This is a genomic window from Nocardia mexicana NBRC 108244 (assembly GCF_001613165.1).
Lineage (GTDB): Bacteria > Actinomycetota > Actinomycetes > Mycobacteriales > Mycobacteriaceae > Nocardia > Nocardia mexicana.
The window spans coordinates 1-16,032 of record NZ_BDBV01000149.1; the positions used below are offsets into that span (position 1 = coordinate 1).

The 16,032-nt window shown below is 69.0% G+C and carries 15 protein-coding genes; 9 read left to right on the forward strand and 6 right to left on the reverse strand.

Features of this window, described 5'->3' with window-relative positions; translation table 11 throughout:
• From NM1_RS39630 to NM1_RS39650, 5 genes are all read left to right on the forward strand, one after another.
• A partial coding sequence (locus NM1_RS39630) for a helix-turn-helix domain-containing protein (protein ID WP_157124114.1) occupies positions 1 to 937 on the forward strand: 937 nt, incomplete at its 5' end.
• A 94-nt stretch (positions 938 to 1,031) separates the two neighbouring features.
• Positions 1,032 to 2,765, forward strand: a complete 1,734-nt coding sequence (locus NM1_RS39635; RefSeq protein ID WP_068032823.1) for a GMC oxidoreductase — start codon at positions 1,032 to 1,034, stop codon at positions 2,763 to 2,765.
• Between the two features lie 123 nt (positions 2,766 to 2,888).
• Positions 2,889 to 4,931, forward strand: a complete 2,043-nt coding sequence (locus NM1_RS39640; protein ID WP_068032825.1) for a hypothetical protein — start codon at positions 2,889 to 2,891, stop codon at positions 4,929 to 4,931.
• Positions 4,931 to 6,445, forward strand: a complete 1,515-nt coding sequence (locus tag NM1_RS39645) for an ABC transporter substrate-binding protein (RefSeq protein WP_068032827.1) — start codon at positions 4,931 to 4,933, stop codon at positions 6,443 to 6,445. The genes NM1_RS39640 and NM1_RS39645 overlap by 1 nt, the downstream gene beginning before the upstream one ends.
• 153 nt (positions 6,446 to 6,598) lie before the next feature.
• Positions 6,599 to 7,555 (forward strand): alpha/beta hydrolase, encoded by a 957-nt coding sequence (locus NM1_RS39650; protein WP_068032828.1) that lies wholly within the window; start codon positions 6,599 to 6,601, stop codon positions 7,553 to 7,555.
• A 4-nt stretch (positions 7,556 to 7,559) separates the two neighbouring features.
• On the opposite strand, the gene NM1_RS39655 is transcribed toward NM1_RS39650, so the two are convergent.
• The 4 genes from NM1_RS39655 to NM1_RS39670 form a co-directional block, all read right to left on the reverse strand.
• Positions 7,560 to 7,961: a subtilase-type protease inhibitor gene (locus NM1_RS39655; protein ID WP_068032831.1), complete on the reverse strand. Its 402-nt coding sequence runs from the start codon at positions 7,959 to 7,961 to the stop codon at positions 7,560 to 7,562.
• Between the two features lie 323 nt (positions 7,962 to 8,284).
• Positions 8,285 to 9,133: a helix-turn-helix domain-containing protein gene (locus tag NM1_RS39660; protein WP_068032833.1), complete on the reverse strand. Its 849-nt coding sequence runs from the start codon at positions 9,131 to 9,133 to the stop codon at positions 8,285 to 8,287.
• A complete protein-coding gene (locus NM1_RS39665; protein WP_068032835.1) occupies positions 9,130 to 9,645 on the reverse strand; it encodes a DUF6879 family protein in 516 nt (171 codons plus the stop codon). The genes NM1_RS39660 and NM1_RS39665 overlap by 4 nt, the downstream gene beginning before the upstream one ends.
• Positions 9,623 to 10,102 carry a hypothetical protein gene (locus tag NM1_RS39670; RefSeq protein ID WP_246011662.1) on the reverse strand — a complete coding sequence of 160 codons (480 nt, stop codon included), beginning with the start codon at positions 10,100 to 10,102 and terminating at the stop codon, positions 9,623 to 9,625. The genes NM1_RS39665 and NM1_RS39670 overlap by 23 nt, the downstream gene beginning before the upstream one ends.
• Positions 10,103 to 10,199: 97 nt before the next feature.
• Between NM1_RS39670 and NM1_RS39675 the strand changes: the two genes are divergently transcribed.
• The 4 genes from NM1_RS39675 (at position 10,200) to NM1_RS39690 (ending at position 12,214) form a co-directional block, all read left to right on the forward strand.
• Complete coding sequence (locus NM1_RS39675; RefSeq protein WP_307719357.1) at positions 10,200 to 10,529, forward strand: hypothetical protein; 330 nt, start codon at positions 10,200 to 10,202, stop codon at positions 10,527 to 10,529.
• Complete coding sequence (locus NM1_RS42860; RefSeq protein ID WP_157124116.1) at positions 10,526 to 10,681, forward strand: hypothetical protein; 156 nt, start codon at positions 10,526 to 10,528, stop codon at positions 10,679 to 10,681. Before NM1_RS39675 ends, NM1_RS42860 begins: the two co-directional genes overlap by 4 nt.
• Positions 10,682 to 10,915: 234 nt before the next feature.
• The gene (locus NM1_RS39685; protein ID WP_068032842.1) at positions 10,916 to 11,185 is read left to right on the forward strand and encodes a hypothetical protein; all 270 of its coding nucleotides are present in this window, start codon (positions 10,916 to 10,918) and stop codon (positions 11,183 to 11,185) included.
• A gap of 96 nt (positions 11,186 to 11,281) precedes the next feature.
• Complete coding sequence (locus NM1_RS39690; RefSeq protein ID WP_246011658.1) at positions 11,282 to 12,214, forward strand: endonuclease/exonuclease/phosphatase family protein; 933 nt, start codon at positions 11,282 to 11,284, stop codon at positions 12,212 to 12,214.
• Positions 12,215 to 12,257: 43 nt separating this feature from the next.
• Here NM1_RS39690 and NM1_RS39695 read toward each other — a convergent pair whose 3' ends face one another.
• Together NM1_RS39695 and NM1_RS39700 are read right to left on the reverse strand one after the other, a co-directional pair.
• Positions 12,258 to 14,357 (reverse strand): acyltransferase family protein, encoded by a 2,100-nt coding sequence (locus NM1_RS39695; protein ID WP_084520491.1) that lies wholly within the window; start codon positions 14,355 to 14,357, stop codon positions 12,258 to 12,260.
• A gap of 201 nt (positions 14,358 to 14,558) precedes the next feature.
• A complete protein-coding gene (locus NM1_RS39700) occupies positions 14,559 to 15,773 on the reverse strand; it encodes a DUF418 domain-containing protein (RefSeq protein ID WP_068032845.1) in 1,215 nt (404 codons plus the stop codon).
• Positions 15,774 to 16,032 lie beyond the last annotated feature (259 nt).

Sequence of the window (16,032 nt, forward strand, 5' to 3'; positions counted from 1 at the left end):
CGACGCCGTCGTCGAACCGGTCGTCGCCGCGGGCCGCCGGACCGCCGCGGGGCTGCCCGCCGCGGGACTGGTGCTGATCGAATCGCTGCGCACGCTGTCCAGCGCGATCGCGCGCGGCTACGCCAGCGAGGTGCGGGCGATGACCGGCGTGCAGCGGGTCGCGTCCCATACGCTGGCGTCGGCGCTGCTGGCCGGGCGTGTCGACTCGATGATGGTGCGCCGCAACGGAGTCGAGCTCGCCGCCGCCTACCTGGTGGTGGCCGTCGCGCTGGGCCCGCATGCGGACGAGCGCGATCCCCTGCTGGACGCGGGGGTGGTCGCCCGCCGCAAGCTGCGCCGCGTCCAGGCGGAGCTCGCGCGCGACGACGGCGCGCCGGTGCTGTCGATGCTCAGCGTCGACGGCGGCACGCTGCTGATTCCGGTGCACGCGGAGACCGAGGGCGATCCGGCCGCGGTGGACGGGCCCCTGGACGACCTGATCGATCGGCTCGGTCGCGCCGCCGCGGCACCGGTGACGGCGGCGGTGGTGTCGGCCGCGCCCGAGCGGATCCCGCGCGGCGCCGAACGCGCGCACGAACTGCTGGATCTGGCGCTGCGCCTGCGCCGGGGCCCGGGAGTGCATCGGTTCCGGGAGCTGGCCTGCGAATACCAGCTCGTCCAGCCGGGCCCCGCGAACCGGCACCTGCGCGGCCTGCTCGAGCCGCTCCGGGACGAACCGGAATTGCTCGATACCGTCGAGGCCTATTTCGCCGCGCAGTGCAAACGCGAATCCGCGGCCCGCCGCCTCGGCATTTCGGTGGGTGCCGTCCGCCGCCGCCTGGACCGCATCGCCGCATTGACCGGGCTGCAACCGGACGCACCGGTGGACCAATGGTATTTGCGCGCGAGTTTCATTGCGCGCATTGTCGATCCGGGTTCCGCCGATCCCGCATTGTGAATTCTCCGTTTACGGATGCGCGCACACTGGTAGTTACCACAGAATGGGGATCGGTCCGAGACGGTGCTGTTAGCGTCGATGGCAGGAGGTGGCCATGGCCGCAGAGCGGCGGTTCGATGTCGATGTGCTGATCGTCGGGTCCGGTTTCGGGGGCAGCGTGACGGCGCTGCGATTGGTGGAAAAGGGATACAGCGTCGCCGTCGTGGAGGCGGGCCGGCGTTTCGACGATGCGGATTTCGCGGCGACCAACTGGGATCTGCGCCGCTACCTGTGGGCACCGCGGCTGGGCTGCTACGGGATTCAGCGCATTCACCGGCTGCGGGACTGTTTCATACTCGCCGGGGCGGGTGTCGGTGGCGGTTCGCTCAACTACGCCAACACGCTGTACAAGCCGGGTCCGGCGTTCTTCGGGGACCCGCAGTGGGCCGACATCACCGACTGGGACGCCGAACTGAGCCCGCACTACGAGCAGGCGCGGGCGATGCTCGGCGTGGTCGAGAACCCGCGCCCGACGCCCGCCGACGAGATCATGCGTTCGGTGGCCGACGACATGGGCGTCGGCGACACCTTCGTGCCCACCCCCGTCGGCGTGTACTTCGGGGAGCCCGGAAAGACCGTGCCGGACCCGTATTTCGGCGGTGTCGGCCCGGATCGCACCGGCTGTATCGAATGCGGCGAATGCATGTCCGGCTGCCGCCACGGCGCGAAGAACACCCTCGTCAAGAACTATCTCGGGCTCGCCGAGCGGGCCGGTGCCCGGGTGCATCCGATGACCACCGTGACCGCGATACGGCCGCAGTCCGACGGCAGCTGGCTGGTCGACACCCGGCGGACGGGCGCCTGGCTGCGGCGGCGCCGCGGCACCGTCTCGGCCCGGCACGTGGTGCTCGCCGCGGGCACCTGGGGAACCCAGCAGCTGCTGTTCCGGATGCGCGATACCGGTGTGCTGCCGGATCTTTCGGCGCGCCTGGGCGTGCTGACCCGCACCAATTCCGAGGCCATCCTCGGCTCCGGCCGCACCGAGGTCGATCCGGAGCTCGATCTCACCGCGGGCGTGGCGATCACCTCGTCGTTCCATCCCACCGACGACACGCATATCGAACCGGTCCGCTACGGCAAGGGCTCGAACGCGATGGCGCTGCTGCAGACCTACCTCGTGGACGGCGGTCACCGGACCCCGCGCTGGGCGCGGGTATTCGCGACGGCGGCGGCGCATCCGGTGCGCACGGTGCGGCTGTTGCGCACGCACCGGTGGAGTGAGCGGACGCTGATCCTGCTCGTCATGCAGAGCCTGGACAATTCGATCACCACCTACACCAAGCGTGGGCCGTTCGGTCGGCGGCTGGCCAGCAAACAGGGCTACGGCGAACCGAATCCGGCGTGGATCCCGGCCGGGCACGAGGTGACCCGCAGGGTGTCGGAGAAGCTCGACGCCACCCCGGGCAGCACCTGGCCGGACATCTTCGGGGTGCCGATGACGGCGCATTTCATCGGCGGCTGCACGGTCGGCGCCGATGTCGAGCACGGCGTCATCGACCCGTACCACCGCGTGTGGGGGTATCCGACGCTCAGCGTGGTGGACGGCTCGGCTATCTCGGCCAATCTCGGCGTGAACCCGTCGCTGACCATCGCGGCGCAGGCCGAGCGGGCGGCCTCGCTGTGGCCGAACAAGGGTGAGGTGGACACCCGCCCGGGTCCGGGGGAGCTCTACCGACGGTTGCGGGCGGTGGCGCCGCGGCGCCCGGTCGTGCCGTCCGGCGTTCCGGCCGCACTGCGGCTGCCGCTGTTCGTGGTGCGCGATTCCGCGGCCGGTGATCATTCGGCCTGATCGGCCCGGCGATTTGCTCGATGTCCGATATGCCGGTGCGGCAAGGTGTTTCGGGGGCTTGCTGAAGGGGAAACCTGACTCCGCGGATCGAACGCCCGGCGACGGCGCGAGCACGAGGGGGAGATGGCTATCAACCAACCGCAGCTGGCAGGCCTGCGTTCGGTCACCGGATGGCTGCTCGAATACATGCTCGACCGGCCCGAAGGGCGATCTCGCCGACTACCGATCGCGATCGCGCTGGGCCCGCGCGGCAGCGGTAAGACGGCACTGCTGCGGACGATCGAGCGCCGGGCCGCGATGGTGCCGCACGTGTACCTGGACTTCCACCGGTACATCGATATCGACGGGCAGGATCATCTGCCGCCGCGCGAGGTGCTCGGCAAGCTGGCCTTCGGACTGAGCAAACACACCAAACAGTTCGGGCGGCTGGCCTTCCCGCGCCTGTGGCTGTGCCTGATGGTGGTGGGCAGCTCCGTGCACATCAACGCCGGGGATCGCCGCCAGGCACTGGCCGATCTGCGCGGGGTGCTGCAGGACAATCAGCCGATCGAGCAGAACCGTGACGATGTCATGCGGCTGGTGGAGTTCGCGGGGGAGGTCGCGACCGGCCAGCAGCTACCCGGGTGGGCGGCGCCGGTCACCGACCTGCTGCTGGGCGGGCTGGGCCGCGTCGAACGCTGGCGCATGCTACGCCGGATCCAGAAGCTGTCCAGCGCGCAGGGCAATGCCGAGGACGTGCTGATCGATATCGCCGGATGGGCGGGCGACGGCGACGGGGAGGACGAGCGCGCCGAGGCGGACGCCATCTTCTACGAGGCGTTCCTCACCGATCTGCAGCGCGCCTACAGCGGTGTCAACCGCATGCGCCGGACCATGAATTGCGTTGTGCTGCTGGATAATGTGCACACCGACAGCGGGCGGCAGTTCCTGTTCGATCTGCAGCGGGCGCGGCAGCGGTCCGACGACGACGGCGATCCGCTGGCGGTCTTCGCCACCAGCCGCACCTGGATTCCGTACTGGGACGAGGGCTGGCACCACCCCGGCGGGCATCACGTCGGCCTGGGCGAGGCGCCACTGCCGCCGACCTACCGCACCGGCGGGCACACCCGGCCGACCCCGCGCCGCTCGTCCGATATCGATGACGACTGGCGGCGCGCCGAACCCGGCGAGCTGCCCTGGAATCCCTGGTACCTGCTCGACATCAGTCAGCTCGCCGCGACGGATGTCGTCTCCGTGGCGGCCGAGTTCGGGCATCATCCGCGGTCGCGGGTGACCGAGTTCGTCCAGCATCTCACCGCCGGGCATCCCGGCGGTGTGGTCGACATCCTGACGGCGACCGCCGGGGTGATCCCGGGCGCCGCCACCGCCGATCTGCGGGGGACGCTCGATCTGCCCGCCCGCCCGGGCATTCCGGACGGCGAGGACGAGGCCGACATCCCGGCGACGCTGGGTGCGGCGATCCTGCGGGAGCTTCTGCAGGACTTCGACTCCGGCGCGCAGCGCGATCTGATCACCGCCTCGGCGGCGCGCAATGTGGACCTGCTCTACCACCCGGAGATGCTCGATTCTCCTGCGCCGCACGGCGAAGAGCTGCTCGAGCACCTGCGCAACAACCTGTGGGTGCGCGAAAGGGGCGGCGCCGAACCGGATTTCGAGATCGACCCCTGGCTGCGGCGAGTGCTGCTGCATGCCCTGGCGGCGCGCGACGCGTCGGATCCGCTGAATTGGATACGCACCCATGCGATGTGCCGCGACATCTATGAGCGCAGCGGACGTCCCGGCGCGGCGCGCTATCACGATCTGGCACTGGGGAACCTGGACGCGGTGATCACGTACCTGCGGGCCCCGCTCGCGTCGCACGATATCGAATTCGACGTGCCCACCGCCGAATCCTGGCTGACGGACCTGGATCTCATCACATCGGCGCCGAACGCCCTCGGCCGGGAGCTGGCGCCGGGTGACCTGGTGGCCGAACTGGTCGGGCGTGACCGTGACGAACTCGGCGAATCGCTCGGGTGGCTGATCGCGGCGCTGTGGATCGCGCACGATCCGCTGGGAGACCCGCAGCGGCAGCTGGGCACGACGATCAGGAACCAGTTCCGGCACCTGGCCATCGGCCGCGGTCGCGGGGCCATGCTGCTGTACGAGCGCGGGGAGAGGTACTGATGACCCTTCGAGACGACGAGCCGATCATCCCGCCGCAGCCCACCTGGCGCCGCTGGTTCTGGGTGGGCGGTGGTGTCGTCGCGGTGGTGGTCGTCCTGGTGGTGGCGCTGGTCGTGGTGCCGCTGCTGGCCGAGCGGGCCAACCGTTGCGGGCCGGGCGTGCAGCACACCGGCGAACGCGGCGAATGCATCGGAATCACAGATGGCGCATACGTTTTCGATGACGAACTCGCACCCGTCGAGAACCTGATCCGCGCGGAGAACGACGCCATCGGGCAGCAGCCGTCCGTGTCGGTGGTGCTGATGCTGCCGATGACCCTGCAGAACCCGGATGTCGTCACGATCGAATGGGTGCGCCACCAGCTGGAGGGCGCGCACCTGGCACAGCGGGAGGCCAACCGGGACGACATGTGGTTCGGCAGATCGCCGAGAATCCGTCTGCTGCTGGCCAATCCGGGGAGCGGAGTGGAGCATTGGCGGCCGGTCGTGGACGAGCTGCAGCGTCGGCGCACAGACGAGCACATCGTGGCGGTCACCGGGATCGGGCTGAGCTACGGCACCGCGGTGGACGCGATGCGCGCGCTCTCCGAGGCGCAGATGCCGGTGATCGGGTCCACGCTCACCGCGGACAATCTGTCCGAGATCCGCGGGTTCGCACGGGTTTCGCCCACCAACGCGGCCCAGGCGCGGGCGGCGGCCACCTACCTGAAGCAGCGGGCGCATACCGCGCTGCTGGTGCAGGACACCAACCCGAACGATCTGTACCCGCGCACTCTGGCGGACGAATTCCGGCGGAGCTTCGAGGACGACGACCATCGGTTCGTGGGGCGTACCGAGCCGTACATGTCGGACGCCGGCGGCGTCGAGGCAACGATCCACCAGATGATGCCGAACGTCTGCCAGACCAAACCGGAGGTGGTGTACTTCGCGGGGCGGTCGCGGTACATCACGACGCTGATCACAGCGCTGGCCGAGCGGCCCTGTCCGCGCGACCCGATCAAGGTGGTCACCGGGGACGATCTGGCGATGTACGGGACGCCGAGCAATGCCGTGCAGGTGGCGCTGGAGAACAACGTGTCGGTGTTCTACACCGGCCTGGCGCATCCGCAGGCGTGGCAGCGCCATCCGGAATCGTTCAACGGCCAGTCGATTTCGCATTTCACCCGCCGGACCGCCGACCGGAACTGCGAATTGTGTTTCGCGGACCTGTTTCCCGGCGAGACGCTCGACGACGGCTTCGCGCTGATCGCCTACGACGCGGTGGCGACGGTCGTGTGGGCGGCGCACAAGATGGAGGTCGAGGGGCGGCCCGTGGTGTCGGAGGGGCGGCAGGTGGAGGCGACCGACATCCTGCAGCTGATGAACCGGATGCACGGCGCCGTCTACGTGCGGGGCGCCAGCGGAACGATCTCGTTCGATGAGCGGGGCAATCCGGTGAACAAGCCGGTGCCGATCCTGCAGCTGCGCCCGGAGCAGTCGCCGGAGTTCGTGGACCTGGCCTGGCCGGACTCCTGAGGTGGTACTCGATCCGCCGGAGACCGTGCGCTGTGCGGGGTTGCCGCCGGGCGGCCGCGGCGTTGTGAACCTCCACAGCGGCGGCCTCGGGGGTGCGCTGTCTCAGTATGTTCGAGGCGACATCCAGGGTTGCCGGCACTTCAGGGGTGAATCATGCGGGAGTACCGGACGGGTGGTCGGGGCTGGCGCGCGGCCCTGGTCCGCGGGCTGTGCCGGGTATTCGTGCGCCCGACGCTGAGCTGGTGGCCGCTGCAGGGTGTGCTGGCGCCGTGCATGGCGCTGGTCGACGTGGTGCACCGGCCGGTGCCGCGGCTGCGCGGGACCGTGCTGCAGCGGGTGGACGGCGGCAGCTGGTGCGGCGAATTGGTGCGGCCGCGCGGCGGGGTGACCGGGGACGGGGCGATCGTGTACTTCCACGGCGGTGCGTTCGTGTTCTGCGGCCTGGCCACGCACCGCCGGATCGTGGAGCGGCTGGCACTGCGCACCGGGCTGCCGGTGCTGTCGGTCGGCTACCGGCAGCATCCGGTCGGCAGGCTGGACGCGTCGATGGACGACGCCGCCGCGGCCGTGCGCTGGTTGCACGACGCGGGCATCGGCACGGGATCGACTGTGTTCGTGGGCGATTCGGCCGGTGGCTACCTGACCTTCCAGCTGGCGCTGGAGGCCGAACGGCGGGGTGTCGAGCGTCCCGCCGGGGTGGTGGGGCTGGCGCCGCTGCTGAACCTGGATCCGGCGGCGAAGCTGCGGCACGCCAACGCCAAGTCCGATGTCTTCCTGCCCGCCCGCCGATTCGCCGAGGTCGCCGCCGTGATGGCCGGTGACGACTCGGGCGCCGTCGATCCGACATGGTCGCCGGTGAACGGCGCGGTCGCCACGCTCCCGCCGGTCCTGCTGATCTGCGCCGAGGACGAGGTGCTGCGCGCCGACGCCGAACTCATGGCCGATCGCCTCGACGGCACCGCCGTGCCCTACACGCTGCAGATCTGGCAGGGACAGGTGCACGCCTTCCCCGTCCTCGGCCATCTGCTGCCGGAAAGCCGTGCGGCCCTGGACGAAATCGCGGATTTCATCGCCGGGGTCCAGGGGCGCCGCTCGTCCGCGGCCGGGTGAACCGCTAGAACCGGAGCACCGCGCTGGCACCCTCACGCTCACAGCTGTTGCCGAAGGTGCGCGTGTAGTCGACCGGGCGGCCGTTCCACTGCCCCGTCGCCGTCACCGTGACCGGGTCCCAGATCTTGGTGCACATCCGAGGCGACTCCTGCGCCCTCAGCGCATCGAAATCCCCGTCGACCGCGGCCAGCGCCTCACACGCGGCATCGACATCCGGATGCGTCCCACCCCGAGGCTGGCAGCTCAACGCCACCTCCCGCTCCACCGGCGCCCCCGCCTCCCCACGCGCCACGGTCAGCGTCACCTGCGACTCCGCTGCCGGGTCCGCCCCGGCGGGCGCGACGATCGCGGCGCCGGTCAGCAGCACGCCGGACGCGATGAGCAGGGGTCGGAAGAGTTTCGGCATACGTAAGCCTCCGGTGGTTTGTGATCAAGGTTCACCTAGTCCGTCGTCAGTCACGCCGCCGCGTTACGCACCGCAGACCACGAGCACCCCGCCACCAGCGTTTCGCGACCACATCTCGCGCCCGCTCCGGCACCTCACCATTCGCCCCCCAACCGGTCGGCAGACAACCATTTCCCGCACCCCATACATGCTCCCGCACCCCGCACAAACAGCTGCAGGTAGTGCGTGAACCGACACGGAGTGCGGGAACCCCGGCTCTGCCGACCGGTAGGGGTGTGTCGAACCACAACCGCGCGGACGAGTGCCAATCTCTGCTGCTGCAATCAATAGTCCGTGGCATGCTGCCCGCGACGCTCCAGCTCGGCCGAGATCAGGTCGCGGGCGGCGATGCCGTGTGTCGCCTGTTCGGCCAGTGCCGCAAAGACCTTCTCGTACAGTGCGATCTCTCGGGGCTGCGTGATGGTGGACTCGGCGGTGATCGTTTCCACCAAGACTCGGCGCCGGTCGTACAGCACGAAATCTGTTGTGCGCCGGAAGAACCGGCTGTCCGCCGGGACGATCCCGAACACCAATCGGGGCAGTTCCATCAGGGTGAGCACATGGCGCAGCTGTCCCGCCATCACCTCGTCGTCGCCCACCGTCGTCCGGAGTGCTTGCTCACCGACGAGGAGGTACAGACGGTGCCGGCCGTGGTGGAGAACTCGTTGCCGTTCCGTCCGTGCGGCTACGGCGGCGTCCAGATCCCGGCTGGTGTTCAGGAACTCCATGCCCGCGGTCATCAGTGCCCGCGCGTAGTCCGCTGTCTGCAACAACCCGTGGAATACCTGTGGGTCGTACCCGCGCAGGAGTTCGGTTCGTTCCTCGATGCCGCTGATCTGGCGTTGATGGCCGGCGTATCCGTGGCCGACGATGCGCCGCCATTCCATCCAGGCGGCAGAGATGTTGCGAACGGTGGCCAGCAAGTCGGGGTGTTCGTTCTCGGCCCCGGTGATCCGGCACCAGGCGGCCAAGTCGTCCTCGCTCAGCGCCTGTGCCCCGTTCTCGATGCGCGAGACCTTGGCTGGGTGCCAGCCCGCTTGCTCGGCCAACTGATAACCACGCAGGTGCGCCGCTACCCGTAGCTCCCGCAATCGGGCTCCCAGGTCGCGGCGCGCCTCGCCAACGTTGGTCACTTGGCGTATTCGTCGTGCGGAATTGCTTTCGCCCACAGTTCGTCTCGGCGTTGGGCGTAATGCGCTACGACTGCCGGATCAGTGATCGTCACCCAGCCGGGCAGTGCAGCCCCGTCGCTGGTGAATACCGTGTACGCGGCCATATCGTCATCGAACAGCCACCAATCGTCATCCGGCAGATCCGGCGGCGCGTCATGGCGGGGCAACCACCGGATGTCTTCTCCCGCCTCGATATTCGCCGCCGTCGTCCCCACCGAGAACCGCGTGTAGTCCCCATGAGGCTCGGTGATCACCCGAACCCGCTGCACCGCGCAGCCCGACCCGGTGACTTCCCGGATCAGCGCATGCCATCTCGCACTGGCCGCAGGGTCTTGCGGTTCACCGTCCAGGAACCGGCGGACTCGATCCGCTTCCCCGGCGACTCCGCTGTAGTCGTCGCGGACCTCCAAGTGGAAGGCGCGGCGGTGGGTGCGGAAGGCGTGCGCCAGATCATCGAATCCCAGGTGTTGCATCCCGCCTCCGTGCCGTCCCGATGGCCAGTTCGATTGCCGATTCGTGGCCGGGCAACCTGATGTGTCCCAGCGCTTCGGCATCGGTGACCGGTTCGCCGGTGAGCATGAACGTACCGTGCCCCGTGTCGTGCAGCAGCGCACCGAAGCACGTGCCCGGCCGGAGGTGCCGGATCAAGCGGTGCGGAATCTCGACGGTGTGGGGATCATCGGTGCTCCAGCCCTGCGTAATGTACGTTCCCCGGTCGCTGAGGAACAGTGTCGGGCTCTGACCATCTGTGCTGTCGCCGCCGAGTCTTTCGAGCTTCATGGTTCCTCCCATGGTGTGTGGACACACTCCATCATCGGTGGCCCGCCATTGCGCCGCAGGCGAATCCGGCGCAATATGCCGCAATTTTCTGTTGCTGCTGAACGTCTCCCTCATAGCGTGCCTTTCAGGTTCCCTGGTGTTGCCGTTCACCTTCCGGCTCCGGCACATCCGATGGCAGAACCCGGAACACGACGGAGGGCGCGCAATGCGACATCAGCCGACCGCACTCGGATGGGTTGATCCTGTGGTGAGTTCGTCGTTGGAATGGGATGCGGCGCAGGTTCGGCGGCTGGCCCGAAGACTCGGATACGTGCTGGTGTGGCCTCCGGACGTCAGCCTGATTCCACTGATCGATCGGGTGCGGGCGGCGGATGTCGATGCGGTGATCACTCCCGCGCTAAGCCATCTGGATGTGGTCGCGTTGCACGCCGTGATGGCCGTGGCAGATGTCGAAACCGTCTCTCCTCGAATGAGTTTCGCTCGCTGGGCGCTGATTCCGCTTACCGGGGTGCGAGCGTGCAAGGCGGTGGAGGCAGCAGGCCATGCTCGCGACACCCACGGGAAGGCGGCAAAGTGACCGGTGGCGGTTGGCTCACCTTCGGGTTCGTGATTGCGATCGGACTGCCGCTGACGGTTCTGGTCGCGGTGATCTGCTGGCCCGAGCGAACCCCGGAGGACCGCACGGTGGAGGCGATCCGGCGGCGGGTCGAGAACGAGGACGCGCCGTAGGTATCGAACTCTTGGCGCAATCGGGCAGGCTGGATCACTGGCGCGGCGACCATGAGCGTGCTGCCGCAACCGCCGCTGAGGGGCTCGGCGATGTACACACCGGCACCGCGGTGCTCGAGTTGGCAAGTGCGCGAGCAATCGACCCTCGCACACTCGGAAACCTGGCATCCCTCGAAGCCGACACCGACGGAGACTGACGTATATGGCTGATGCTGAGGGTTCGAGGGGGTACGGGTGGATCTGCGGCGGGCGATCGGGGACGTCTGGGGCGCTGACAACGTTCCTGAACGCGGCGATCGGTTCAGCCCCCACGTGAGCCTCGCATACTCGAATGGAGTGGCGTCGATCGGCGAACTCGACTTGTTGCTGACCCGGAACGATCTCGCCGAAATCGAGATTCCGGACGTGGTCTCGGCCATCTCGTTGATCGAGCTCGATCGGGACAACGCTCGATACGAGTGGCGTGAAATCGCGAAAGTGCCGTTGGGGCCGCACCGGATCTGACGGGTCGTTGATATCCACGTCTTGGCTCGTCGGTTGGCTCGGGTGCTGCGCTCGTGGTTGCCTGGGGGCGTGCGGTCGAAGGTGGTTCGGGTTGGTGTGGGGCTGGTTGCGGGGCTGGCGACGGTGGTGGGGGTCGCCGGGGTGGGTTTGCATTTCAGCCGGTCGGGGTCTCGGGTGTTGGTTTTGCTGGCCTCGGGGGCGCCGTATTTGATGGCTGTGGCGCTTGTCGGGGTGGTGGGGTTCGCGGTGTTGCGGCAGTGGGTCGGCGTGGGGGTTGCGGTTGTCGTGGTCGGTGTTGCGGTGTGGAGTCAGGCGCCGTTGTATGCCGGGCATTCGGGTGGGGACGGGCCCGCTTTGACGGTGATGCAGGCCAATCTGCTGTTCGATGGGGCCGATCCGCGGGCATTGGTCGATGAGGTGCGCGGGCGGGATGTCGCCGTGCTCACGGTCAATGAGCTGACTCCGGCGGCGGTGGAGGGGCTGGGCCGGGCGGGGCTGGATCAGGTGCTGCCGCACCGGTATATCTCGCCGGGGCGGACCGCGACGGGGACCGGAATCTGGAGCAGCTACCCGCTGTCGGACACCGTCGAGTACGACGGGTTCGTGCTGAACCAGTTGTCGGCGACGGCAACAGTTCCCGGGGCCGGGCCGGTCACGGTGTACGCGTTCCATCCGGTGCCGCCCGTATTCGGGACGCAGGTGTGGGCCGACGAATTGTCGCGCCTGCGTGCGATTCTCGACCGGGCGCCCTCGGATCGACCGGCGCTGGTCGGCGCCGACTTCAACGCCACCTACGATCACGCGCAGTACCGCGCCTTCCTGTCGGGCCGTTTCGAGGACGCGGTCGAACAGGCGGGCGCCGGGCACCTGGTCACCTATCCGGCCGACAAGAGCTGGCCGCCCCTGGTCGGCATCGACCACTTCCTCGTCGCGGGCGGCCGCGCGTCGGCGGTGGAAACCGTGCGCCTGCCGGGCGCCGACCACCGGGCCCTGGTGGCGCGGCTCCGCCTGAACGACGCCCGACCCTGACGACCGGTGCACGTCCAGTGCGCCGCGACCGCTGTCACGCCCCTCACCACCACCCGAGAATGGGCTGCAGTTGCCTGCCGAGTTCGGGCGCGAGAGAGCGGGAGTAGGTGGCGGTCAAGTGGTGTTCGTCGTGGTAGAGCAGGATGTTTCCGACCTCGACGGGGCAGATCTGCGGCTCGCAGACCGCATCGCTGAGGTCGATGGGGAACACGTTCGGATACGCGGCCGCCGACACCGCGGCCGGGTTGACCGGGTCGAGCGCCTCGGCGCGCGGCATGCCGCAGGTGATCCGGTCGCCGCCCTGGGCGAGGCAGTCGATGGCCCGGTAGCGAATCCCGTTGTGGCGCAGCCACGGTGTGTCCCGGACCGCGACGACATTGAGGCCGCGATCCGCCAGCTGGGTCCAGACGTCCACGTAATCGGCGGGCGTTTCGTCACCGGTGGTGTCGCGCGGGCGGCTGCCGGTGGTGAAGACCCAGTCCGGGCGTTCGGTGCCCAGCCGGTCGATGACGTCGCGGGACCAGTCGCGGCAGTCCGGAATGCGCTCGCCCTTGTAACTCGGCTCCTCGGCCACGGTCAGCGGGCAGCCCATCTTGAGATATACGACGATGCGGAACATGTACTGCTCGGCGAGATCCTGCAATGCCGGAATCCAGTGTTCGGCATGCGAACTGCCCACCACGGCCAGGGTGCGGCGCGCCGCGGGACTGCCGTAGGTGCAGGTGATCACCTCGCGGGTATCGAAGTCGGCGATGCAGCCGTCGCGCGCCGGATACGCCTGGTCGCCGGGCGCGTCCTTGATCGACGGCCGCATCGGGGCCGCGGGCGCGCCCGCACCCGCGGCGAGCATCTCCGCACCCGGATACGTGTCGGGGTCGAGAATGCCGACCGGGCGGGGCGGATGGGAGCCGACGACCAGGAGCCACACCGCCGCCGAGGCCGCGACGGCCGAACCGGTCACCGACACCGCGACACCCGCCCGGCGGCGGTAGGTGTCCGAGACCCGGGGAGCGGTCTTGCCCGTGCGCAGCGGCTGCTCGATGAACCGGTGCGTCAGCCACGCCGCCGCCAGTGACAGCCCGATCACGACGAGACCGTCGCCGAGATCGGCCGCGGGCCTTTCGCGTTCGGTGAGATAGAAAATGAGAATCGGCCAGTGCCAGAGATACAGCGCGTAGGCGATATCGCCGAGGCGCAGCATCGGGCGCCAGGTGAGGATCCGGTTGGGCAGCGGACGTGCCTGCGGGTCGGCGGTATTGCCCGCGATGATCAGCGCCGCGGCCGCGCCCACCGGAAACAGCGCGGCGGGCCCGGGGAACGACGCGGCGCCGTCGAGGATCCAGCCGCACGCGACGACCGCGGTGATCCCGAAGGCCGCCAGCGCGAATCGCAGCCACCGCGGCGGCGCGAGGTACGGCGCCACCAGCACCAGCAGCGCCCCGGCCAGCAGCTCCCACAGCCGCGCGAAGGTGTCGTAGTAGTTCCAACCCGCATGGCCGGTGCTGCCGTGCGCGGCGTAGACGAACGACAGGAAGCCGAGCACGGCGAACACCGGCAGCGACACCCGCCGCAGCATCCCCGGTTCGGCGACGGTCGAGCACAACCACGCCAGCCCGGCGACCAGCAGCATCGCGGCCAGATAGAACTGGCCCTGCACCGACATGGACCACAGGTGCTGCAGCGGGCTCACCGACGGATCGGCCGCCGTGTAGTTCGACCACGACAGCGCGAGGTGCCAGTTCTCGTAATAGAACAGCGACGCCAGCGTCTGCCGCGCCAGATCCGGCCACTGCGTGTACGGGCGCAGCACCACGGCGGCGACCACCACCGCCGCCAGCACGGTGACCAGCGCGGGCAGCAGCCGCCGGGCGGTGCGGCGCAGCGGCGCGGCGATCCCCACCTGGCCGGACTCGGCCCGGCGCAGCAGCAAGCCCGTGAAGAAGTACCCCGACAGCACCAGGAATACGTCCACACCGCCGGAGACCCGCCCGAACCAGACGTGGAACACCACCACCAGGGCGATGGCGATGCCGCGCAACCCGTCCAGGTCGAGGCGATACGCCGCGGTGCCGGGCCGCTCCGCCGGAAGGCGAATCCGCCGGACGCGGGCGTCGATGGACGCTCCTGCCGGCCGCGCCGTCACCGTGCGGATCTCGGCCGGGCTCGGCACACGGATTTGCGGCGGCCCGATGAGAGTTGAACGGGAAGTGGATGCGGCACGTCAACTCTCTTACCACGGTGCTCGAATGGGCGTCCAACTCGGGTGGGCGCAGCCTTGCTGAGAGTTCGCTGTGAACGCGCCGACGGGTCGCCCGATGTGCCGGGTAGCCGTCGTCCGTGGCTCCTACGGCTGCGGACGGGCCGCGCTGGATCGCCACCGTGGCCAGGTGCGATAGGTAGCCGCGCGCAGTACCCACTCCACCGGGCCGTAGGCGTGGCCGCGCAGCCACCATGCGCTGAACCACAGTTGGGCCGCGAAGGTGATCAGTGCGATGCCGATCACCGCGGGCGGCGGCACGTCGTCGGCGAGCGCCAGCCCGTAGCCGGTGTAGACGAGCATGAACACCACCGACTGGCCGATGTAGTTGGTCGCGGCCATGCGCCCGGCCGGTGCCAGTCGCGTGACCGCGGGCGCCCACCGCGAGCGCGCGAGCCGCAGCACCAGCGCCATGTACGCGAAGGTCATCAGCGGATTCACCAGTTCCTGCACCCCGAACCAGAAGGCGGGCACCTGCAGCCAGCCCGCACCGTCGGCGCAGGTGATGGCCGAAATCGGCAGTCCCGCACCGAATCCCGCCCACAGCACCCGCGGGGTCCAGCGGCGGATCAGTGCGCCGTCCTCGAATATGCGGCGCTTACCCGCGGCCATGCCGATCAGGAACAGCGCCAGGCTCGGTATTCCCTGGCCGATCCAGGTGAACAGCAGGAACAGCGGCCCGAAGTACAGCTGCGTGTGCAGAGTGTCGGTGAAGCCACCGGTGAATCCGTCGGCGAGGCGCCGCAGATCGAAGATCTGGGCCAGGTCCGCGACCTGCCCGGCGCTGCTGTCGGATCCGGTCAGAAACGCCGGAATTATGAACAGGCCGTAGAGAACGGCTCCGGTGATGACGGCGGTGCGCGGGCGGAGCTTGCGCAGCAGGATGAGGATCAGGCACAGGACCGCGTACAGCGTGAGGATGTCGCCGATCCACAGCAGCATCACATGCGCCAACCCGATCGCGAACAGGGCGCCGCAGCGCCGCAGCAGCCGGGCCCGCGGTGACGTCCCGGCCCGTTCGGCGGCCGCGATCTGCAGCGTGAACGAGTAGCCGAACAGGAAGGCGAACAGCAGATAGAACCGTCCGAGGAAGAACCCGTCCACCAATCCGGTGGTGAAGGTGCCGAGTCCCCCGTCGAAGCGCGGGCTCGGATGATTGCGGGGCCCCGTGAGATTCAGCAGCGATGTCACCACGACGACATTGGTGACCAGGATCCCGAACAGCGCGAACCCGCGCAGGATGTCGACCTCGGCGATCCGCCGTCCCACCGCGGTGCGCGTCGACCCGATCGAACCGGACATGCGCTCACGCTATGCCGGGCGGCACGCATTCCGCGTCGGCCACCGAGCCGATTGCCGGGCTGAACAGGTACACCGATGGACGGACCGGAACGAGACCTGCGCGGTATTGACCTCTCCGACCCTTCCCGCACGCCCTGCATGTTCCCGCACGCCTTTCATAGCCCCGCAACGGGTGCGTGAACATGCAAGCCGTGCGGGAAGTTGTGCGCCTGGATCAGGGTGGGGTGGGATGAGTTGCCGGTTTCAAGGTGGGGGCTAG

Coding starts and splice junctions, on each gene's coding strand:
- NM1_RS39635 (WP_068032823.1), top strand. CDS start 1,032: ATGGCCGCAGAGCGGCGGTTCGATGTCGATGTGCTGATCGTCGGGTCC.
- NM1_RS39640 (WP_068032825.1), top strand. CDS start 2,889: ATGGCTATCAACCAACCGCAGCTGGCAGGCCTGCGTTCGGTCACCGGA.
- NM1_RS39645 (WP_068032827.1), top strand. CDS start 4,931: ATGACCCTTCGAGACGACGAGCCGATCATCCCGCCGCAGCCCACCTGG.
- NM1_RS39650 (WP_068032828.1), top strand. CDS start 6,599: ATGCGGGAGTACCGGACGGGTGGTCGGGGCTGGCGCGCGGCCCTGGTC.
- NM1_RS39655 (WP_068032831.1), bottom strand. CDS start 7,961: ATGCCGAAACTCTTCCGACCCCTGCTCATCGCGTCCGGCGTGCTGCTG.
- NM1_RS39665 (WP_068032835.1), bottom strand. CDS start 9,645: ATGCAACACCTGGGATTCGATGATCTGGCGCACGCCTTCCGCACCCAC.
- NM1_RS39700 (WP_068032845.1), bottom strand. CDS start 15,773: ATGTCCGGTTCGATCGGGTCGACGCGCACCGCGGTGGGACGGCGGATC.